Here is a 21,214-nt window from a genome sequence, read left to right on the forward strand (position 1 = left end):
CACAACCAACAGAAAGGAGTCCTCATGGACACCAATCATTCCCCCATCATCAGCCCCCTCACCATGCGTGAATCCGCCCGAGGTATCACGCTTACCAGCATTTACGATGAGATGCTCGCCCGTCGCGAGCTCTCCGTCATGGGAAACATCGAAACCCCGATGGCCCACGACCTATGCCAGCAGATTCGCCTGCTCGATGCCACCGACCCCAGCCGCCCCATCACCATATTTGTCGCCAGCGCCGGCGGAAGCGTGCGATCGGGTCTTGCGATCTATGACGCCATGCGCCTCGCATCGTGCCCCATCCGCACCGTCTGCCTGGAATTCGCCGCGTCCATGGGCGCCGTGATCTTTATGGGCGGCGACGATCGCCGTATGGCGCCCCATGCAGAGCTCATGATTCACGACCCGCTGATCCCCCAGGGGGCAGGCGGCTCGGCACTTGCGCTGCAGGAAACCAGCCGGCGTCTCATGCAGACCCGCAAGACCCTCACGCAAATCCTCTCGGATCGCAGCGGCCTCACGCCCAAGCGCATCCAGTCCCTCACTGCAAAAGACACCTACCTTTCGGCCGAGCGCGCCGTCGAGCTCGGCTTTGCCCACGAAATCCTCTCGACCACCAAGGAGGTCGCCCATGTCTAACCTCGCCAGCCGCCTCGCCGCATCTGAGTCCGCATCGTCCACCATCCTCGCCAAGGATCGAACACTTTCCTGCGACACCCGCCAAACGGGACTCAACAACAACGCACTTGTAATCGGCCCCTCGGGAGCCGGCAAGACCCGAAACGTCCTCAAGCCCAACCTGCTGCAAATGAACGCAAGCTACATCGTGCTCGACACCAAAGGCACGCTCTGTCGCGAAGTGGGACCCGTGCTGGCAGCCCACGGCTACCGCGTGCAATGTCTCAACTTCGCCGACCTCAACACCGTCCCGGCCCTTGCGCCCGGCATCGAGCGCTGCGGCTACAACCCCCTGAGGCACATTCGCCGCAAGGCGGACGGCAGGCCCAACCAGCAGGACATCCTCTCGGTGGCAAAGGCCATCTGCCCCATCGAGGACAACAACCAGCCTTTTTGGGATCATGCGGCGGCAAACCTGCTGTCGTGTCTTATCGCCTACGTCACCGAACAGCTACCCGCCGACGAGCAGACGATCAGCTCGGTCATCAAGCTGATCGAGCACCTGCAGGACGGTGCCACGGGTCGATTGTTTGACGACCTGATCACGACCGACCCCCAAAGCTATGCCCTCTCGCTATGGTGGCGCTACGCCATTACACAAAATGCCGAGCGCATGCACGCGAGCATCGTCGGCATCCTTGCCGAAAAGGTCATGTGTCTGGGATTCGACGGTGCGGCACGGCTCTATCGTGAGTACCATCAGGTGGACTTCGCTTCCATGGGACACACCCCCTGCGCCCTGTTTGTAACCGTGAGCGATATCGACCGCAATCTCGATCCGCTGACCGGCCTCTTTATTACGCAGGCGTTTATGGGCCTCATTCGCGAGGCCGATAGGCAGCCCGACGGCAGCCTGCCCGTGCCCGTGCGCTTTATGCTCGATGACTTCGCAAATCTGCAGATCCCCCAGATCGACAACGTGCTCTCGATTATCCGAAGCCGCAACATCTGGGCAACGCTGCTGCTGCAGTCGACCAACCAGCTCGATGCGCTCTATGGCGAGGCACGCGCACGCTCCATCATGGGCAACTGCGACACGCATCTGGTGCTGGCGTTCCAGGATCCCGAGAGTGCCCGGGTGTTTTCCGACCGCGCCGACGCGCTGCCCAGCACGCTCATGGCGACGCCGATCGATCGCTCGTGGCTCTTTGTACGCGGTCGCACTCCCGAACAGGTCGAGCGCTTTAGGCTCGAAGACCATCCGCTCTACGGGGAGCTGCCCGAGGCGCAGCGAGGCCATGCGGAGGCCGAGATCTAGGCGCAGGGTTCTCGCAGCGCGCGACGCCCCGGCGATGCTCCACAAAGGCCGTGCGCCCCGGGACCACGGCAAAGCAAAGGGGCCCGCATCCGATAGGATACGGGCCCCTGACTATAAGGCGCGATGCGTTAACAGCAGCGACTACTTGCGATGCGCGCGATAGAACTCGATGAGCGCCTGGGTCGAAGCGTCCTGCTCGGCCTTGGCGGCATCGTCGTGGAAGGCAGGGGTGATCTGCTTGGCAAGCTGCTTGCCCAGCTCAACACCCCACTGGTCATAGGAGTCGATGCCCCAGACCGTACCCTCGACAAACGTGATGTGCTCGTACAGGGCGATGAGCTCACCGAGTGCGAACGGGGTCAGCGTGTCGCCAAAGATCGAGGTCGTCGGGCGGTTACCCTCAAAGCAACGGGCCGGGACGATCTGCTCGGGCGTGCCCTCGGCACGAACTTCGTCGGCCGTCTTGCCAAAGGCGAGCGCCTTGGTCTGGGCCAGGAAGTTGCCCAGGAACAGCTCGTGGACATCCTGACCGCTGTCGGTTGCGGGGTTGGCAGTATTGGCAAAGGCGATGAAATCGGCCGGGACCACCACGGTGCCCTGGTGCAGCAGCTGGTAGAAGGCATGTTGGCCGTTGGTGCCGGGCTCGCCCCAGAAGATCTCACCGGTGTCGGAGGTCACGGCGCTGCCGTCCCAACGGACATGCTTGCCGTTGGACTCCATGGTGAGCTGCTGCAGGTAGGCCGGGAAACGGTGCAGGTACTGGCAGTACGGCAGCACGGCATGGCTCTTGGAACCGAAGAAGTTGACGTACCAGACGTTGAACAGGCCCATCAGCGCGACGGCGTTGTTCTCGAGCGGGGTATTGCAGAAGTACTCGTCGATGGCGTGGAAGCCCTCGAGGAACTGCTGGAAGCGCTCGGGGCCGAGCACGACGATCAGCGACAGGCCCACGGCGGAGTCAACAGAATAGCGGCCGCCGACCCAGTTCCAGAAACCGAAGGCGTTGGCGGGGTCGATGCCGAAGGCCTCGACCTTCTCGAGCGCGGTGGAGACGGCGACGAAGTGCTTTGCCACGGCCTCGGCGTTCTGCTCATCGGAGCCGTCGATGGCGCCCTGAGCCTTGAGCTGCTCGAGCATCCAGGTCTTGACCTCGCGAGCGTTGGTGAGGGTCTCGAGCGTGGTGAAGGTCTTGGAGACGATGATCACGAGCGTGGTCTCGGGGTCCAAACCCTTAAGCTTCTCGGCCTGGTCGTTGGGGTCGATGTTGGAGATGTAGCGGCAGTCGATACCGGCGTCAGCATAGGGACGCAGAGCCTCGTAAGCCATGACCGGGCCCAGATCGGAGCCGCCGATGCCGATGGACACCAGGTGCTCGATCTTCTTGCCGGTAACGCCCTTCCACTCACCGGAGCGCACGCGCTCGGCGAAGGCATACATGCGGTCGAGGACCTCGTGCACGTCGGCGACGACGTCCTGGCCGTCGACAATGAGCTGGCCCTTCTCGCTTGCCGGGCGACGAAGCGCGGTGTGCAGGACGGCGCGGTCCTCGGTGGTGTTGATGTGCTCGCCGGAGAACATGGCGTCGCGGCGCTCCTCGAGCTTCACCTCGCGGGCAAGATCGCACAGCAGCTTGACGGTCTCATCGGTCACCAGGTTCTTGGACAGGTCGAAGTGCAGGTCACCGGCGTCAAAGCTCAGCTTGTTCACGCGCTCCGCATCGGCAGCGAACCAGGCCTTGAGGTCGATACCCTCGGCCTCGAGCTTCTCCTGATGAGCCTCGAGTGCCTTCCAAGCGGCAGTCGACGTAGCATCGATAGGTGCGGCAACAGTTGCCATAGAGTCCTCCTCAGCATACGGGCGCACGCCTCCATGCGCCCGGACATTCAGATGCCACTATTCTAGCGCAGGTCAAGACTACAATCAGCGAGCGTTGCCAATCGGCCCCCAAACGGCAACCGATCAAAAAGGGACAGGCTTATTTTGGCAGGTCAAACGCTTTACCAACCAAAAATAACCCGTCCTTTTATGGCAAATATTAGGCCGCGGCGCAGACGCTACCGAGTAACTCACGCAGAGGAGACCCGATGCCCTCCAGCAGTTCGGGCGCGATAATGGCAAAAACGGGAACCTCGCCGGTGCCCACGACAGCAGGCACCTTGCCCTCCGAGACAATGCATCCATAAGGCACAAAGCCGTCTTCGCCGGCATCGAGCGCCGCCATGCGACGCGCGAGCTCGCGCGCAAAGCCAGCAGTATCGGCATCGCCAATCGCCAGGACAAAGTCCACGCCTTCATCGGTCGCCAGGGCCACGGCTTCGTCGATCAGCTCGTCTCCCCCGTCGCCCTCAAACGAGCCGCAGCGGAAAAGCACACGCTCGAGTAGGGCTCGATCAAGCGAGCCAAGTGCCGCCGAGACAAGCTCATCGCGCGTATGCTTGTCACCGCCCAGCACAACCAGCGCCTTGGTGCCACCGTAGTGAGCGACCAATCGTCCGCACCAGCGAGCCACGTCTCCATCCGCAACAAGGCGCGTCGGCATACCAAACCCATAATTGACCATCTTTTCCACAACCCTTCCGTGCGTATAGGCGGTATCAATCGTTAGGCTCATGCTACGAAGCGAGGTTTTCCGAGCTGTTTCGCACTCTTTAGAGCTGCGTTAAAACCCGATCCAACCGCACGACCATACCTACCAAAACAAACCAGTCCCTTTTTGACAGGTTTTGACGATGTCCGGATGAGCGGGTATTATCGAACAGGTATTCGATAAGAACATGTGTTTGATGGGAGGCTCGGATGGCGCACGAGCAGCACACCTATATCTGCATCGACCTCAAGACGTTTTATGCCAGCGTCGAGTGCGTCGACCGTGGGCTCGATCCGCTCACCACCAACCTGGTCGTTGCCGACGAATCGCGCGGACGCACGACCATCTGCCTTGCCATCACGCAGGCCATGAAGGACCTCGGGATACACAATCGCTGCCGTCTGTTCGAAATTCCCGATGGCATCGACTACATCACGGCCGTACCACGCATGCAGCATTACATGGAGGTGTCGGCGAAAATCTACGGTATCTATCTGGAATACGTCAGCCCCCAGGACGTGCACGTCTACTCCATCGATGAGTGCTTTATCGACGTGACGCCCTATCTGGACCTCTATCACACCGATGCTGAAGGGTTCGCCTGCACGCTGCGCGACGAGGTCCTCGCGCGCACCGGCATCACGGCGACGGTCGGCATCGGCCCCAACCTATTCCAGGCCAAGGTAGCGCTCGACATTACCGCCAAGCACGTACCCAGCCGCATCGGCATACTCGACGACGAGACCTTTCGCAAGGAGATCTGGCCCCATCGTCCCATCACCGATATCTGGGGCATCGGTCCCGGCGTGGCAGCCCGCCTCGAGAAATACGGCGTCTACGATCTGATGGGCGTCGCGGCGCTCGACGAAAACCTGCTTTACGACGAGCTCGGCGTCAATGCCGAATATCTCATCGACCATGCCTTCGGGCGCGAGCCGACAACCATCGCCGATATCCAAGCCTATCGCCCGCAAGCAACTTCGACCACCACAGGACAAGTGCTCTCGAAGGGCTATGCCTACGAGCAGGCCTACACCGTCTTGCGCGAGATGGTCGACAACGCCGTGCTGGATTTGATCGACAAGCACGTGGTGTGTGACAGCATCTCGCTCTTTGTAGGCTATGCAAGCGAGCGCGCCGACATACGCCGGCTCGATGCCAGCGGCACAGCGCAATATGTGGACGGATGCGGACACCTACGCTCGAGCACGTCGAGTATCGAACCCACCGCAACCGCCGGCCCCGAGCTCGCGCCCCGTGCGCCCAAGCCCGTCCAGCGCGATGACGAACGGCGGCGCTTGGTGCGTGAGGCGCAGGCAATCGATGGCATCTTTGTGGGAGAGCATGGCGGCAAACCGCGTGGTGGCTATGCCGCACTCTTTGCGCACTCTAACGCCTCGCGAAAGCTGCCCGAGCGTACCAATTCGTTTAAGAAGATCATGGGCTATTTCGATGAGCTCTGGGCGCAGACCGTCGATCCCAAACGACCGGTCAAACGCATCAACCTGGGCTTTGGCAACCTCATGCCCGAGGAATTTGCCACCATCGATCTATTTAGCGATATCGAGGCAGATGAGCGCGAGCGCGACCTGGCGCGCGCCGTCCTGGCCGTAAAGGGTAAGTACGGCAAGAACGCGCTCGTCAAGGGATTAAGCTTTACCGCCGGCGCCACCGCACGCGAACGCAACGATCAGGTAGGAGGACACCGTGCCTAAGCCCCAACAACAGCCGATGCGGCCACCGACACCTTTTGAACGCCTAGCGGACCCCGAGGGAAGACGTCGCTCCGCCGACCCCAAACTCACCGCCAACGGCGCCGTCCGCGCCGGCCGTGCCGCGCAATTTATGCCCTTTGCCGCCCTCACGGGATACTACGAGCTCGTGCGCAAACAAGAGATTACTGTTGAGCCCAAATGCGAACTCACAGAAGAAAAAGCCCTCGAGCTTTCGAAAAAGCTCGAGGGCCTCAAACGCGGCGACTTGGTGCGCGTCATCTATTACGATACGTACGGCTATCGTAGCCGCACGGGCATTCTCGACGAAGTGTTACCCGCATTCAAGCTGCTCAAACTCAGGGATATCGCCATCAACTTCGACGATATCCAAGGCATCGAACTGCGCGGACGAGCCTAGACAAGGAAATGCATCCAAGGTGGTGCTTACAGCGTCATGACGTAGTAACCCGCATCTCTCACGGCCGCCACGAGAGCGCCGCGGTCGATCGGCTGCTTAGAGCGTACGCGTGCCGTGTGGTCCGCATACGTCACCGTTGCCCACACGTCATCCAGCGCATTCAGGGCATTGGCCACGTTCTGAGCGCAGCCGTCGCAACTCATGCCGCCGATAAGCAGCTCATCGCTATAGGGGTAGTGGGACTCGTCGGTGTCTGCCACCACAACTTTCTTGGCTTTCTTGCCGCTCGCACCATCGCTGCAACAACTCTTCCCGTGTGTCGAAGCAGCAATGCGACGCAGTCCAAAAAACATGCCAACGGCAATGACGACCAGCACGATGAGATTCGCGGGGTTAAGCAAATCTTCCATGCGTTCCCCTTTCTCCAAATACTGATATCTATACCCCCATGGGGTGTTCCCATCTTACTCCAAACTCGTGTCGGTTCAGTCAATTAGTTTCCCTCTTCAAACTTTTTTGTTGACCTAGGCTTACTTTCGTGTATAAGTTTTCCTAGGCTAACAGTGAGGACCAGAAGGAGCGCCGTGACTCGAACCATAGACATCCCAACGTTTCAGGCAGCGGTCGTGCGCAACTGCTCCCCCACGCTCGCGAGCATCAAGCCGGCATCGCTCTTTACCTATCCCGGCGTTTACGCCAACCAAAACGGAAAACCCGGCGCCGCCCATATCGAAGGGCGACGCTCTCGCCTGCTCGCCGTCATAGCCCAATGCAACCGCGAGCTCCAGCCACTCGGGATCCATATGAGCGTTTTGGTCTGGCGCCCCTGCGGAGCGCTCATCTATGTGTACCGCCCTGCGGACCTCATGCGATACCTCTCCGACCCCCGCGCCACGACGGCGCTTGCCGCCGAAGGTTACGATGTCCACAACCTGCCCGCATCGCTGGTGCATCTTGCCGCGCGCATCACACTGGCAAGCAGCAATGCCGCAGAAAGCGCCTATGACGGCAGCGTCTGCGCACTCGCACGGAATAGGCACTGCGATACGGGGTGCACGTGCGAGTTCCCCCACGAAATTGGCTATTTTTTGGGCTATCCCTACGAAGATGTCCATCAGTTTATCGTCCAGCACGGCGAAAACTATAAGGTCTTTGGCGCATGGAAGGTATACACAAACGTTGAGCAGGCGCTCACGACCTTCGATTCCTATCGCGCATGCACGCAATACCTTACCTACATCTATCAACAGGGCTGCACCCTGGGACAACTTGTCCAGGCAACCCGATAGAGCATACAAAACGCGGCCGCACACCGCACAACCGAAAGGAAAACATATGAGCAAGATCACAGTCGTCTTCTGGAGTGGCACAGGCAACACCGAGGCCATGGCAAACTTTGTTGCCGAGGGCGCAACCGGTGCCGGCGCCGAGGCAGAGGTCATCTCCTGCGCCGACTTCTCCGCAGACAAGGCCGCCAGCTATGACGCCATTGCCTTCGGCTGCCCCGCCATGGGTTCCGAGGAGCTTGAGTATGACGAGTTCCAGCCTATGTGGGACGAGGTCAAGGAGACCCTCGGCGATAAGAAGGTTGTCCTCTTTGGCTCCTACTCGTGGGCCGAGGGCGAGTGGATGGACAACTGGAAGGCCGATGCCGACGAGGCGGGCGTCAACGTCGTCGATTCCGTCATTTGCTACGATGCGCCCGACGATGAGGGCGAGGCAGCCTGCCGCGCCCTTGGAGCCGAGCTCGCCTAGCGGCAATGAGCTCTGCCCATAACGCGCTCTGCACCAAAACACATTCGCGTCCCAACAAAAACGGGAGCCGGATCACATCCGGCTCCCGTTTTCTGCTATGTCAGTCATATAAAGCGGCTACGAGATATTGCCCAAGAACGCCTTAGTGCGCTCGCTCTTGGGGTGGTCGAAGACCTCGCTCGGCGTACCCTCTTCCACGATAACGCCGCCGTCCATAAAGACCACGCGGTCGGCGACATCGCGGGCAAAGCCCATCTCGTGCGTCACCACGATCATGGTCATACCGTCACGTGCCAGGTCGCGCATGACGCCAAGAACGTCGCGGACAAGCTCGGGGTCAAGCGCTGACGTGGCCTCGTCAAAGAGCATCACGTGCGGATTCATCGACAGGGCGCGGGCGATGGCCACGCGCTGCTGCTGGCCGCCCGAAAGCTGACTCGGCATAAAGTCGATGCGCTCGGCCAGGCCGACCTTGGTCAGCTCCTCGATGGCGATCTTCTCGGCCTCTTCTTTGCTGCGCTTGAGTACCTTTTGCTGCGCAAGCATGACATTCTTTTTGACTGACAGGTGCGGGAACAGGTTGAACTGCTGGAACACCATGCCCAGATGCGTACGTACCTTGTTGAGGTCGACGCCCTTGGCGCACACGTCCACGCCCTCAACGACAATCGAGCCGCTCGTGGGATGCTCCAGACGATTGATGCAGCGAAGCATCGTCGACTTGCCCGAGCCAGAAGGACCCAGGACTACGACGACCTCGCCCTTGTGCACATCCAGATCGATATCGCGCAGGACCACGTTATCGCCAAAAGCCTTCTGAAGGTTCTTGATGCTGACGACGACCTCGTTCGAGTTATTGGTTTCGCTCATGATAGAACCTCCTTACAGACCGGCAATATGATCGGCGGGCGTCGCGACGACCTGTCCGGCGCTCTTGGTGGGACGCTTCTTTTTGGTTTCGGCCGTCCCCAGCAGTCTCGCCTCAAGACCACTCACCAAGCGCGCAAGCGGCAGGGTGATGACCAGGTAGAACAGGGCGGCAACCACATACGGCGTGATGGACCCCGTCGTGGCAACGATGGTGCGGGCGTTCATGACGATCTCGACCACGCCAACGGCGGCGAGCAGCGACGTATCCTTGTAGAGCAGGATAAACTCGCTGGTCAACGTAGGCAGGACATTGCGGAACGTCTGCGGAATCATAACGTAGAGCAGCGTCTGAAAGGCATTCATGCCCAGCGAGCGCGCGGCCTCGTTCTGGCCCTTGGGGATCGACTGAATACCGGCGCGGAAAATCTCGCACAGGTACGCAGACGAGTTCATGGCCATGACGATAACGCCCAAGACGTAGTCGTCAACCTTGACGCCGGCCAGCGGCAGGCCAAAGAACGCGATGTAGATCTGCAGGAACGCCGGCGTACCGCGGATGATATTCACATAGATGCCGGCAAGACAACGAAGGATGCGCGACTTGGAAATGCGCATGAGAGACAAGGCAAAGCCAAAGGGAATTGCCAGCGGAAACGCCACAAGCACGATCGAGAGCGACATGAGGAAGCCCTTAAAGACGATCGGCAGGCTTTGGACCAAAATGACCGGGTTTAAGAACAGGCGCAGGAACATATTGGAGTTCCAGGCCTCGACCCACGGCTGCTCCTTAAGATCGGCCAGGAAATTATCGAATGCCGTCACGCCCTTGATCTCGACGGAAGGAATCTTGGAAATCTTCTTGGTCGAACCGTCGGCGAGCGTATAGGTACCGCTGAAGGCCTCATCGCCTCCCTCGACGGGAAACGTCACGCCGTAAACCTCGACACGGAAAAAGCCGCCGGCAGGCGCCGTCTCGCCAAAGTCGATCTTGAGCGTCTGGCCGTCAGCCTTGCACGTGGGCTTCATGGGCGTACGATCCATGAGGTCCTCGCCCGAGAGCATCGTCAATCGCGTGTCATCGGTACCAAACGTCGTGCCGTCGACAAACGTCAGCGAAAGACCGCTCAGCTCCTCGTCGGCGTCGGCCTGAACTTCCCAGGTAATGCGCGTCTCGGTGCCGCCGACCACAGCGCTGCCCGAACCGGTGTTGGGTCGGGCGGTAATCTTTGCGGTCTCAAGCGCCTGGGCGGTCGTGGGCGCATATGCCCCCGCGCACACCAGCGCGAGCGCCACGGCCATGACACAGGCTAGCTTTTGGAGCAAGGCGGGCAGTGGAAAACGCTGCTCCGCGGCCCCTTTGTTCAGTCGAGACAAGGTGGCTCCTATCGTAGAAGTTGCCGGCAAAACGAGACGGAAATGCTCTCCGTCAAGAGAAGCGCAAAGGCCCTCTCCGCCAAAACGGAAAGGGCCCGCGCACAATCAAGTAGATATTTTACTTGATATTGTACTTAGCCATGAGGGCGTCAACGGTACCGTCGTCGGTCAGGTCCTTGATGGCCTGGTTGATGTCGTCCTTGAGCTTGGTGTTGCCCTGGTTGATGGCGATGGCGTACTCCTCGCCGGTGCTGATCTGCTTGATGGTCTGGCAGGTGTTGAACTGCTCGGCGGTCAGCTGGCTGGCAACGGAGCGGTTGGTGACTACGGCGTCGCCCTTATCGGACTGCAGAGCGCTGAAGCACTCGGTAGCGTCCTTGTAGGGGACGATCTTGGCCTTGGGGAAGTTCTCCTGGGCAAAGGCCTCGGCGGTCGATCCAGACTGGACGATGATGGTAGCGTCGGCGTTGTTGAGCTTCTCGCTGTAGTTGTCGGCCGTGATGTCGGTGTTATCGACCTTGGTCACGATAGCCTGATCGTCCATGTAGTAGGAATCGGAGAAAGTGACTTCCTTCTCACGCTCGGGCGTGTCAGTGATAGCCGCGATGGCGACGTCGTACTTGGCGCCCGAAGCAACGCCGGGGACGAGCGTGTCGAAGTCGTTGTTGACGTACTCGACATCCAGGCCCAGCTTGTCGCCAATAGCCTTGATGAGCTCAAGGTCAAAGCCCTGATAATCGCCGTTGTCATCCTTGTACTCAAACGGAGCGTACTCGGCAGAGGTGCCGACGGTCAGCGTACCGTCCTTGACGAGCGCATACTCCTTGGAGCCGTCGACCTTCTCGACCTTAGCGTCGTCAGAGCTGCTGGAACCGGCATCAGAACCAGAGGTGGCGTTGGACGAACCACAGCCCGTCAGAGCAAGGGCGAGCGCCATAGCACCCGTGGCGGCAAATGCGCCAAGCTTCTTCAGCTTCATAATCAGTCTCCTTCCAATGACCCCACATGATTCAGGGGCCTGCAAAAACTGAGGGTTATTATGCACCCGCTTGGGAGAATCTGCAATTAGAAAACTGATTGAAACAAACCCATAACGTGAATGGAGCACTCCACTTTACGACAGTTATTACTGCTGCAACGACCTTAACAGTTTGATTTCAGCCGCATAACCTGCAAGTTCGTTCGGTGTCTCCAAAATGAATGGCAATGCACGCAAACGACCATTCGATACAATATTCTGCATAACCTGCATACCACCGCCAAACTCTTCACCACCCAGATAGCCCTTACCGATGCATTCGTGGCGGTCCTTATGGGCGCCGCAGGGATTCTTGGAGTCATTAATATGCACGGCGCGCAAGCGCTCAATACCCACCACACGATCGAACTCGTCGAGCACACCGTCAAGATCGTGGACGATGTCATAGCCGGCGTCATTCACATGGCAGGTGTCCAGGCAAACGCCCAACTTGGCCGACAGCTCGGGGCGCTTGTCGGCAACACCCTCAATGATGAGCGCCAGTTCTTCAAAGCTGCGGCCTACCTCGGTGCCCTTGCCGGCCATGGTCTCGAGCAGCACCGTCGTCTGCTGACCCTCAAACATCACCTGGCACAGGGTGTCGACGATCATCTGAATACCGGCGTCGGAGCCCTGCCCCACATGCGCACCGGGATGGAAGTTGTAGTAGTTGCCGGGCAGTGCCTCCATGCGCCGCAGGTCCTCTGCCATGGCCTCCAGGGCAAACTCGCGCGCCCGCTCTTTGGCCGAGCAGGGGTTATAGGTATACGGGGCATGAGCCACGAGCGGGCCAAAGTCGTTTTGCTCCATAAGCTCACGCAGGGCCGCCACGTCATCCATGTCAAGATCTTTCGCCTTGCCGCCGCGCGGGTTGCGCGTAAAGAATGCAAAGGTGTTGGCGCCAATGGATAGCGCCGTCTCCCCCATTGCCCGATAGCCCTTCGTCGTCGAAAGATGACACCCAATCGTCAGCATCTCCAGCTCCCCCTCATCAGTTGCGGTGAAATAGTTTCTGTTTGGCCCCTATTCTGCCGCAAACAGGAACTATTCCACCGCAACTTATAAAAGGGGCATCAGAGATGCGGGCCGCCAAGCACTACGGCTACGGGCGCCAGCGTCATAATCCCCTATGCGTCAGCGCCAAGTCCTAGAGGGCTAGACAGATTGCATCGATAATGCGCGCGCAGCGCTGTGTGGCGGCAAGGGGCATGGCGGGACTCTCGAGTTTCCCCGCCCGGATGAGCTGGGTCGCATGCTGGATTTCGCCGTAGAAATCATCAACCTCAAACGGGGCATTTATTTCGAGCATTCGCCCGTCGGAGTACTTCACATGGGCGAGCTCGGGGCGATGGAGGCGCTCGATTTCCAACGAGCCCCGCTCGCAGACAATCGTTAAGCGGCTTTCATATGCTGCTTTGCCATCGCACGCCATATGAATAGGTATGCCGCCGACGCTCATACGGATTTCATCGGCCCAATCGACGCGGCCGCCTGATACGTCACGCCAGCGAACTTCACGGGACGAAACCTCACACGCGCCCGCGAGCAAATCCTCAAACCAACCGACCGCATAGCATCCCATGTCATATAGACAGCCACCCTGCAACGGATCGAGCAGATAACTCGAAGGGGATTCACCATAATCGAGTTTTTGCACGCTTTCAATCGAGACAATACGGCCAAGCTCACCCGACGCAAGCAAGTCCTTCACGCGAGTGCGCATCGGGCAAAACCGATTCTTCATCGCCTCCATAAACAGCACTCCGCGCTCGCGAGAGGCGGAGGCAATCGAGAGAGCCTCTTCCTCACTCAAAACGGCCGGCTTTTCGCACAGCACGGCCTTTCCGGCGCGCAGCGCGCGACAGGCCCAACGCGTATGCATGCCATGCGGAAGAGCCAAGTAGATTGCGTCGACATCGGGGTCGGCAATCAGCGCATCATAGGCCGCATCGCCGCTATCGTCAGCCGTGGCATAACTGTGCGCGGCATCAATCGAAAACGCCCTGCAAAACTCCTCAACATGCGAAGGAGTGCGACCGGCGGCAGCCACAAGCCGTGCCCCGTCCACCTCCTTGAGCGACGATGCAAATCGATGCGAAATGCGCCCAGCGCCCAAAACGCCCCAACGAACCTCACGCAAATCATCACATGAATCCCGATGGCCCACGACAGCCCCCTTCAGTTGCGGTGGAATAGCTCCTGTTTGGCCCCTATTCTGCCGCAAACAGGAACTATTCCACCGCAAGTTATAAAAGGGGCATCAGGAGCGCGTTTTGCAAAAGGCTTTAAGCGCGGCCGTTACGGGGCCAGGCTGGAAACGTCGGCGCACATCGTCGAGACGCTCGGGAATATCGATGTGCTGCGGGCAGTGACGTGCGCATTTACCGCACTTGACACAATTGCTCACCAGCTTGGGCTCGTTCGTCCGCACCGCGCTCGCCGTAAAGTATTGAGACAGCCCCGTAAACCAACTATGTGCGTAGCTCGCGTTGTAGGCGCCAAAGCAACCGGGAATATTGATGCCCTTGGGGCACGGCATGCAGTAGCCGCATCCCGTGCAGGGCACGCGATTCGATTTTTCAAACTCTCCCAGCACACGCGCGATGGTATCGAGCTGCTCTGTCGTCATCGAATCCGGCAGCGCGCAATCCGCCAATGCCGCGTTCTCGTCCACCTGCGCGGTATCGGTCATGCCCGAAAGCAGCATCGTGACTTGAGGATGGTTCCACACCCACGAAAGGCCCCAAGCAGCCGGCGTCTTCAGGTACGGATCGCGTACGTCATCGAGCACGGCGCGGGCCCGCGGAGGCAGTTTGCCCGCCAGGCGTCCACCCAAAAGCGGTTCCATCACAAACACCGCGAGCCCGCGCTCGGCGGCTGCCATGAGTCCCGCCGTTCCCGCTTGGTATCGCTCTCCAGCGTAGTTGTACTGGATCTGGCAAAAGTCCCAGTCATACGCGTCAAGCATCGTGAGGAAGTCCGCCGCACTGCCGTGGTACGAAAAACCTATCTGGCGAATACGCCCCGCAGCCTTTTGGTGCGCAATCCAGTCCTCGATACCCAACGCTACCACGCGCTCCCACTGCGCGGGCGAGGTGATGTTGTGCATAAGGTAATAGTCGATATGGTCAGTCCGCAAACGGCGCAGCTGCTCGTCGAAGAACCGATCGAAATCCTCTGCGCACTTGCACGAAGCGTGCGGCAACTTAGTCGCCAGCAACACCCGGTCACGCAGCCCCAAGCGCTCAAGTGAGGCGCCCACGCACACCTCGTTACCGGGATAAAGATACGCGGTATCCAGATAATTAATCCCCTGCTCTACCGCACGGGAGATGATGGCATCGGCCGTCTTCGCATCGGGGTGTCCCGGCGCACCGGGAAACCTCATGCACCCCAGTCCCAACGCCGAGATACGGCTGCCGCTTTTGGGGTCAACGCGATATTGCACGGCCCCTCCCTTCGCCATCGGTGTCCCGGTCACGCGAAACACAACGGTCACGCCGTCGAAACAACTTGGAATCGCAATTGAGAACGTATCGTAACGCAGCGGAAATCGAGCCGTCACGGCACCGCTTTAACATCAGCAAAAAGCCCGATGAAAGGAGCCAACCATGCCCGCGCTCGACCTTTGGAACCTCGCCTCCCAGCTCAAAAGCACCGATTATCGCTGGGTCGACCTCACCCATACGCTTTCGTGCGATACCCCGCACTGGTTTGGCTTTAAGCCGTTCGAGTCCACCAAGCTTTTCGATTATCTGCCCGACACGCCCGAGGACATGCTCGCGCCCATGCGCTGCTTTCAGTATTCGGTCGCTTCGCAGTACGGCACCCACGTCGACGCGCCGCGCCACTTTCATGTCGACGGGCGTTCTCTTGGCGAGATCGAGCCCATCGAGTTTATGCATCCGCTCTGCGTGATTGACAAGCACGAGGAGTGCGCCGCAAACCCCGACTTCATCCTGACCGTCGAGGACCTTAAAGCCTGGGAGGACGAGCACGGCCGTATTCCCGAGGACGCCTTTGTTGCCTTCCGCTCCGATTGGTCCAAGCTCGCTGACCTTGAGAACAAAGACGAGGACGGCCAGCCCCACTACCCCGGCTGGGATCTCGACGCCATCAAATGGCTCGTTGAAGAGCGCAACATCGGCGCTATCGGCCACGAGCCGGCAGACACCGACCCTGCGACCGTAACCACGCGCGAGGATGCCTACCCCTACCCCGGTGAGCAGTACATCCTCTCGGTCGACCGCTATCAGATCGAGGTCATGGACCATCTGGATGAGCTCCCCGCCACGGGCGCCGTTATCTTCTGCACCTTCCCCAAGGTTCGCGATGGTGTCGGATACCCCGCGCGCGTCTTTGCAGTCTGCCCCGCGGCATAAGCCCAGTGCATCCGTTCTTCTCAAATATCCGCCGCCCCGCACGCGCGAGACGCTCCGGCAGCTTACAATCCATCAGGCGCCCCCTACGCGGGCGCCTTTTTATGGGGAGATGATTCACATGCAGATCAACAAGGTTGCCTTTATCGGCAAAGGCGGTGTCGGCCTGCTCTACGGCAGCATGATCGCCCAGGCGCTCGGCAACGACGCCGTCGAATATGTCATGGACGATGCACGCTTCGAGCGTCACGCAAACGACGCGCTCACCGTCAACGGCAAGCCTTGCGCGCTCAAGTCCGTCCGTGCCAGCGAGGCCTTGCCCGCCGACCTGGTTATCCTCACGGTTAAGACGACCGGTCTCGATCAGGCACTCAAGACCATGGAGCACATCGTGGGCCCCAATACGCTCATTGCCTCGCTGTGCAACGGCATCACCAGCGAGCAAAAAATCGCCGAGCGCTTTGGCTGGGAGCACACCGTCCTGGGCATCTGCCAGGGTATGGACGCCGTATTCCTCAACGGCGAGCTCACTTTTACCAATACCGGCGAGATTCGCTTTGGCGCGGCCGCCGGCACCGACCCCGCGACCGTCGCCGCCCTCGACGAACTCTACACGCGCTGCGGCATCGCCCACACCGTCGAGGCAGACATCGCGCACCGCATGTGGGCCAAGCTTATGCTCAACGACGGCATCAACCAGACCTGCATGGCCTACGGCGGCACGTACGGAAGCGCCACGGAACAGGGCTCCGAGCAGCGTCGTTGCTTTGTCTCCGCCATGCGCGAGACGCTTGCGGTCGCCAACGCCGAGGGTATCGAGCTCACCGAGGCAGACCTAACGCAGATGGTGCATCTCATCGAGGGGCTCGACCCCGCCGGCATGCCCTCGATGGCGCAGGACCGCGTCGCGCAGCGCAAAACAGAGGTCGAGGAGTTCGCGGGCACCGTCCGCCGCCTCGCGGCCAAGCACGATATCCAAGCGCCGCAGAACGAATGGCTCTATCAGCGCATCCGTGATATCGAGGCAAGCTGGTAACGCCGCCGCACCGCATCCAACAGTCTCAATAGCAAAAACCGCCGCAAAGGGCACTCCCCTTGTGCGGTTTTCATGTTCAGCCATGGCCAACAGTCATTTTCGCAACAGTTAGAGATGCGACTCCGGAACCTCGTCCTCATCATCGCGACAAAGGACAACACCGGCGCTTCCCAGCAGTGTGGCCGCGATCAACGCGCCGACCACGATAGAGGCAGCCCCACAAGACCCCTGCATGCCCGCGACGAGCGCGGCCGTAGGACCAAGGCAACCAAGCGTCAATGCAACGGCGGCAACGGCGATGTCTCGAGCGTTCACAAGACCACTTCCTCCACGAGAAAGACCTTATTTCTCATGAACTAGTGTGCCCCGCGCCCATATGCGCGACGTACCGTCACGGTAAGGGCTCTGTTAGCTCAAGCGTATACATAGAACGGGCGTCCTTACGTTGCCCTAAAGCTCGGTAAAGACGCCCGTCCGCCAAATATCCGTGATACAGAAAAACTACCAACCGGTGTAGTAGTCGGTGGTTCCGGCAGCGCAGCCGGAGTCATAGACCTTGCAATCACCCTTGGAGCCCGTAAAGGTCGAGCCCTGGGCCATATCGCCCGCGGCAACAACGTAATAGCCGTCGGAATCGCGCCAGAAGCCCTCAGAATCCTGAGTCCATTCGCCCGTGCGATAGTGATAAAGCACATTGCTGCTGTAATAGGTCTCACGGCGCCCGTTGTAGCTATTGACACCCGCAGAGCGCGTCAGGCCCGATCCGTTCGCGTAGGACGCGGCAGACGCGTAGGACGGAGTGTAACCGGCGTTGTAGTACGAAGCCTGGGCGGCCTCGGCAGCCTCCGCCTCGGCGGCAGCGGCCTCGAGCGCTTCGCGCTTGGCATTCTCAAGCGCAGTGCGCAGCTCATCGAGCTCGGTCGACTTCGCGTCGACCTCCCCCATCGTCAAAAGGCTGCCCGCACCGTCGATGCAACCCTGCAGCACAGCGCGCTCGTCATCAGTGGCATAGTCACCATACATGTTTAGGATAATCTGAGCGCGCATTTCAAGGGAATCGCGCTTGGCCTCCATCGAGGCGTTCCACTCCTGCATAGAGCCATAACCATCGCCGCGATAATCAACGGGCTGTACCAGCGTCGTCTCGGACGGCGTAGATCCAACCGTATCGGACAGTGTTGCGGCGTGGGCATCAGTTGCACCGGCGCCCGCCAAAAGTGCCACGGTCAGAGCGGCGGAAAGGGCAGCGGCTTTCGGTTTTCGTGAATCGATCCTCATGTAGCTGGAAACCTCCGTAGTGCGTTTTTGCTGCGTTTGAGCTGCGCGTGATTCGATCGCGCTGCATAGTACCTCGAGCAAATCGCGACCTGCGGTTTTACTCAAAAGGCGCACGTCAATTGCGTAAAACTCACATCCTCTCAACAGGAGTTTTCCACAACTCGAATGCATAAAGCATGCCAAAAACCCTGTAATAGCGCCCTTCCTATGCAAAAAAGGCGCCTGCGCAACCATTGCTTGCACAGGCGCCTTGAGCAGGCATTTTATGCAGTTATACCTATCGAGTCGCAAGGGGTCCTTGCACAAGTCGCCTTACTCGTCCAGCGCGGCGAAGGCCTGCTTCAGATCCCAAATGATGTCCTCGGCGTTCTCGGTACCGATGGAAAGACGGATCGTGGAGGGCGTGATGTTCTGCTCGGCGAGCTCCTCGGCAGAGAGCTGGGAGTGCGTGGTGGTAGCCGGGTGCACGACGAGCGACTTGACGTCGGCCACGTTGGCGAGCAGCGAGAACACCTGCAGATGATCGATGAACTTCCAAGCTGCCTCCTGGCCACCCTTAATCTCAAAGGTGAAGATCGAAGCGCCGCCGTTGGGGAAGTACTTCTGATAGAGCTCGTGATCGGGGTGCTCAGGCAGGCTCGGGTGGTTCACCTTGGCGACATGGCTGTCACCAGCCAGGAACTCAACGACCTTCTTGGTGTTCTCGACATGGCGGTCGACGCGCAGCGACAGGGTCTCGGTGCCCTGGAGCAGGACCCAGGCGTTGAACGGGCTGATGCAGGCACCCTCGTCGCGCAGCAGGATGGCGCGGACATAGGTTGCGAAGGCGGCGGGACCGGCAGCCTCGGCAAACGAAACACCATGGTAGGAGGGGTTGGGCTCAGCGATCTGGGCGTACTTTCCGCTCGCCTTCCAATCGAAGTTACCGCCGTCGACGATCACACCGCCCAGCGAGGTGCCGTGGCCGCCGATGAACTTGGTTGCGGAGTGGACAACGATGTTGGCGCCATGCTCCAGCGGACGGAACAGATACGGGGTGCCGAAAGTGTTGTCGACGACAACCGGCAGACCGTGCTTCTTGGCGATCTCGGAGATGGCGTCGATGTTGGGGATGTCGGAGTTGGGGTTGCCGAGCGTCTCGAGATAGATGACCGTGGTGTTGTCCTTGATGGCCCCCTCGACCTCTTCCAGGTTATGGGCATCGACGAAGGTGGTCTCGACGCCAAACTGGGAGAGCGTATGCTCCAGCAAGTTGTAGGAGCCACCGTAGATGGTCTTCTGGGCAACCACATGGTCACCGGCCTGGGCAAGAGCCTGCAGGGTATAGGTGATGGCAGCAGCACCGGAAGCGACGGCAAGACCTGCCACGCCACCCTCGAGTGCGGCGATACGGTCCTCGAAGACGCCCTGGGTGGAGTTGGTCAGACGGCCGTAGATGTTACCGGCGTCGGCAAGACCAAAGCGATCGGCGGCGTGCTGGGCATTGCGGAACACATAGCTCGTGGTCTGGTAGATAGGCACGGCGCGGGAGTCGGATGCGGGGTCGGCGCTCTCCTGGCCAACATGAAGCTGCAGGGTATCGAAACCAAAGTTGTGCTCGGGGTTGTTGATGAACTGGCTCATGATGATCTCCTTGATCGAACGAAAGTAAATAAATAAGAGAGAAGTAAGTCGCTGTCTCCTGATCACGCCGACGGGCGCAAACAGGAGCCCGGCATTCGTCTTGGTAAGCAATTCATATGCGGGCCTCCTTTCGCATCCCGGTTCCGTGGTCGGTTTAATTACCTACCGCCTTTGTGTGTTTTGAATAGTACGAGCATTGTTTCCCTCGGTCAATCACTTAAAAGCGCTAACCTGTTATCGGTTTTATAGATAACACTCGAAAGGATGGCGCCGATGACCCTCCAGCAGCTTCGTTTCCTGATCGCCGTAGCAGAGTCCGGCTCAATCAATGCCGCAGCCCAGCGCCTCTATACCGCTCAGTCCAACATCTCAAACGCCGTCAAAAGCCTGGAACAGGAGCTCCACCTGGAGATCTTTACGCGCTCCAGCCGCGGCGTCACGCTCACCAACGACGGCACCGAGCTTTTGGGCTATGCGCGCCAGGTCGTAGAGCAGGCCGACATGCTCGAGGCGCGCTACGAGGACGGCGGCACCCCGCAAGCCCGCCTCGCCATCTCCGCCCAGCACTACGCCTTTTCGGTCGAGGCCTTTGTCAACGTGGTCGAGCGCTGCCGCGACAGCAAGTTCGAGTTCATCATGCGCGAGACCACCACATCGCAGATCATCGATGACGTCCGCGCGTTTCGCAGCGACATCGGCATCCTCTATCTGGACGACTTTAACGTCCGCGTTCTGCAGAAGGCTTTTGCCGATGCGCGCGCGAGCTTCCATCCCCTCTTCGACGCGACGGTCCACGTCTTCGTTAGCGAGCGCCACCCGCTTGCCCGCCGCCCGCAGCTGTCCCTTGCCGACCTCACACCATATACGCGCTACAGCTTTGAGCAAGGCACCTCGAACTCCTTCTATTACGCCGAGGAACCTTTTAGCTATATCCCTTGCGACCGCAACATACGAATCTCGGACCGCGGAACACTTACCAACTTACTTATCACGTCGAACGGCTACACCCTATCGACCGGTGTCCTCTCCAATGAAACGCAGTGGGGCATGGCCTCGATCCCGCTGGCAGACGCCCCAACGATGCACGTAGGCTATATCATGCACGACGAGCGCAAACCCTCTCCCCTCTTGCAGCAATACCTCGACGAGCTCAACCGCATCATCCATGCCAACCAACTGTCGGAAGACGGGGTAGAAATCGTAGATTGCTAGCCCCCGGCGG

The 21,214-nt window shown here is 59.7% G+C and carries 21 protein-coding genes; 9 read left to right on the forward strand and 12 right to left on the reverse strand.

What is annotated here, in order from left to right:
* Positions 1-24: 24 nt before the first annotated feature.
* Both AB5750_RS06565 and AB5750_RS06570 read left to right on the forward strand, forming a co-directional pair.
* Positions 25-642 carry an ATP-dependent Clp protease proteolytic subunit gene (locus AB5750_RS06565; RefSeq protein WP_022094432.1) on the forward strand — a complete coding sequence of 206 codons (618 nt, stop codon included), beginning with the start codon at positions 25-27 and terminating at the stop codon, positions 640-642.
* On the forward strand, positions 635-1,939 hold the full coding sequence (locus AB5750_RS06570) for a VirD4-like conjugal transfer protein, CD1115 family (protein ID WP_368145506.1): 1,305 nt from the start codon (positions 635-637) through the stop codon (positions 1,937-1,939). Before AB5750_RS06565 ends, AB5750_RS06570 begins: the two co-directional genes overlap by 8 nt.
* 141 nt (positions 1,940-2,080) lie before the next feature.
* Here the strand turns inward: AB5750_RS06570 and pgi are convergent, their stop codons facing one another.
* Complete coding sequence (pgi, locus tag AB5750_RS06575) at positions 2,081-3,775, reverse strand: glucose-6-phosphate isomerase (protein ID WP_117757367.1); 1,695 nt, start codon at positions 3,773-3,775, stop codon at positions 2,081-2,083.
* A 199-nt stretch (positions 3,776-3,974) separates the two neighbouring features.
* A complete protein-coding gene (locus AB5750_RS06580) occupies positions 3,975-4,499 on the reverse strand; it encodes an iron-containing alcohol dehydrogenase (RefSeq protein ID WP_368141639.1) in 525 nt (174 codons plus the stop codon).
* Between the two features lie 236 nt (positions 4,500-4,735).
* On the opposite strand from AB5750_RS06580, the gene AB5750_RS06585 reads away from it, so the two are divergent.
* Positions 4,736-6,241: a Y-family DNA polymerase gene (locus tag AB5750_RS06585; protein ID WP_368145507.1), complete on the forward strand. Its 1,506-nt coding sequence runs from the start codon at positions 4,736-4,738 to the stop codon at positions 6,239-6,241.
* Positions 6,234-6,659, forward strand: a complete 426-nt coding sequence (locus AB5750_RS06590; protein WP_368145508.1) for a hypothetical protein — start codon at positions 6,234-6,236, stop codon at positions 6,657-6,659. The genes AB5750_RS06585 and AB5750_RS06590 overlap by 8 nt, the downstream gene beginning before the upstream one ends.
* Positions 6,660-6,685: 26 nt before the next feature.
* Here the strand turns inward: AB5750_RS06590 and AB5750_RS06595 are convergent, their stop codons facing one another.
* Complete coding sequence (locus AB5750_RS06595; protein WP_368145509.1) at positions 6,686-7,069, reverse strand: heavy-metal-associated domain-containing protein; 384 nt, start codon at positions 7,067-7,069, stop codon at positions 6,686-6,688.
* Positions 7,070-7,243: 174 nt separating this feature from the next.
* On the opposite strand from AB5750_RS06595, the gene AB5750_RS06600 reads away from it, so the two are divergent.
* Together AB5750_RS06600 and AB5750_RS06605 are read left to right on the forward strand one after the other, a co-directional pair.
* Positions 7,244-7,948 carry a DUF3793 family protein gene (locus tag AB5750_RS06600; protein WP_368145510.1) on the forward strand — a complete coding sequence of 235 codons (705 nt, stop codon included), beginning with the start codon at positions 7,244-7,246 and terminating at the stop codon, positions 7,946-7,948.
* Positions 7,949-7,994: 46 nt separating this feature from the next.
* Positions 7,995-8,414 carry a flavodoxin gene (locus tag AB5750_RS06605; protein ID WP_368145511.1) on the forward strand — a complete coding sequence of 140 codons (420 nt, stop codon included), beginning with the start codon at positions 7,995-7,997 and terminating at the stop codon, positions 8,412-8,414.
* Between the two features lie 117 nt (positions 8,415-8,531).
* Here the strand turns inward: AB5750_RS06605 and AB5750_RS06610 are convergent, their stop codons facing one another.
* From AB5750_RS06610 to AB5750_RS06635, 6 genes are all read right to left on the reverse strand, one after another.
* Complete coding sequence (locus AB5750_RS06610) at positions 8,532-9,284, reverse strand: amino acid ABC transporter ATP-binding protein (RefSeq protein WP_117629740.1); 753 nt, start codon at positions 9,282-9,284, stop codon at positions 8,532-8,534.
* A gap of 12 nt (positions 9,285-9,296) precedes the next feature.
* Positions 9,297-10,658, reverse strand: coding sequence for an ABC transporter permease subunit (locus AB5750_RS06615; RefSeq protein WP_225093386.1), 1,362 nt, complete (start codon positions 10,656-10,658; stop codon positions 9,297-9,299).
* A 118-nt stretch (positions 10,659-10,776) separates the two neighbouring features.
* Positions 10,777-11,637, reverse strand: a complete 861-nt coding sequence (locus AB5750_RS06620) for an ABC transporter substrate-binding protein (RefSeq protein WP_117648317.1) — start codon at positions 11,635-11,637, stop codon at positions 10,777-10,779.
* A gap of 147 nt (positions 11,638-11,784) precedes the next feature.
* Positions 11,785-12,651 (reverse strand): deoxyribonuclease IV, encoded by an 867-nt coding sequence (locus AB5750_RS06625; RefSeq protein ID WP_368145512.1) that lies wholly within the window; start codon positions 12,649-12,651, stop codon positions 11,785-11,787.
* A gap of 172 nt (positions 12,652-12,823) precedes the next feature.
* A complete protein-coding gene (locus tag AB5750_RS06630) occupies positions 12,824-13,843 on the reverse strand; it encodes a Gfo/Idh/MocA family protein (RefSeq protein WP_368145513.1) in 1,020 nt (339 codons plus the stop codon).
* 93 nt (positions 13,844-13,936) lie between these two features.
* Positions 13,937-15,124, reverse strand: coding sequence for an aldo/keto reductase (locus AB5750_RS06635; RefSeq protein ID WP_368145514.1), 1,188 nt, complete (start codon positions 15,122-15,124; stop codon positions 13,937-13,939).
* Positions 15,125-15,287: 163 nt separating this feature from the next.
* On the opposite strand from AB5750_RS06635, the gene AB5750_RS06640 reads away from it, so the two are divergent.
* Both AB5750_RS06640 and AB5750_RS06645 read left to right on the forward strand, forming a co-directional pair.
* Positions 15,288-16,058, forward strand: a complete 771-nt coding sequence (locus AB5750_RS06640; RefSeq protein ID WP_368145515.1) for a cyclase family protein — start codon at positions 15,288-15,290, stop codon at positions 16,056-16,058.
* A 118-nt stretch (positions 16,059-16,176) separates the two neighbouring features.
* A complete protein-coding gene (locus tag AB5750_RS06645) occupies positions 16,177-17,091 on the forward strand; it encodes a ketopantoate reductase family protein (RefSeq protein ID WP_368145516.1) in 915 nt (304 codons plus the stop codon).
* A 108-nt stretch (positions 17,092-17,199) separates the two neighbouring features.
* On the opposite strand, the gene AB5750_RS06650 is transcribed toward AB5750_RS06645, so the two are convergent.
* The 3 genes from AB5750_RS06650 to AB5750_RS06660 form a co-directional block, all read right to left on the reverse strand.
* Complete coding sequence (locus tag AB5750_RS06650; RefSeq protein ID WP_147336372.1) at positions 17,200-17,406, reverse strand: hypothetical protein; 207 nt, start codon at positions 17,404-17,406, stop codon at positions 17,200-17,202.
* Positions 17,407-17,592: 186 nt separating this feature from the next.
* Positions 17,593-18,369 (reverse strand): hypothetical protein, encoded by a 777-nt coding sequence (locus AB5750_RS06655; RefSeq protein ID WP_368145517.1) that lies wholly within the window; start codon positions 18,367-18,369, stop codon positions 17,593-17,595.
* A 312-nt stretch (positions 18,370-18,681) separates the two neighbouring features.
* Positions 18,682-19,992 (reverse strand): O-acetylhomoserine aminocarboxypropyltransferase/cysteine synthase family protein, encoded by a 1,311-nt coding sequence (locus tag AB5750_RS06660; protein WP_368145518.1) that lies wholly within the window; start codon positions 19,990-19,992, stop codon positions 18,682-18,684.
* A gap of 273 nt (positions 19,993-20,265) precedes the next feature.
* Here AB5750_RS06660 and AB5750_RS06665 point away from each other — a divergent pair, with 273 nt between their 5' ends.
* Entirely contained in the window at positions 20,266-21,204 is a 939-nt protein-coding gene (locus tag AB5750_RS06665) for a LysR family transcriptional regulator (RefSeq protein ID WP_368145519.1), read from the forward strand.
* The last annotated feature ends 10 nt before the right edge of the window (positions 21,205-21,214 follow it).

This window comes from Collinsella aerofaciens, from assembly GCF_040926185.1.
Lineage (GTDB): Bacteria > Actinomycetota > Coriobacteriia > Coriobacteriales > Coriobacteriaceae > Collinsella > Collinsella aerofaciens_BC.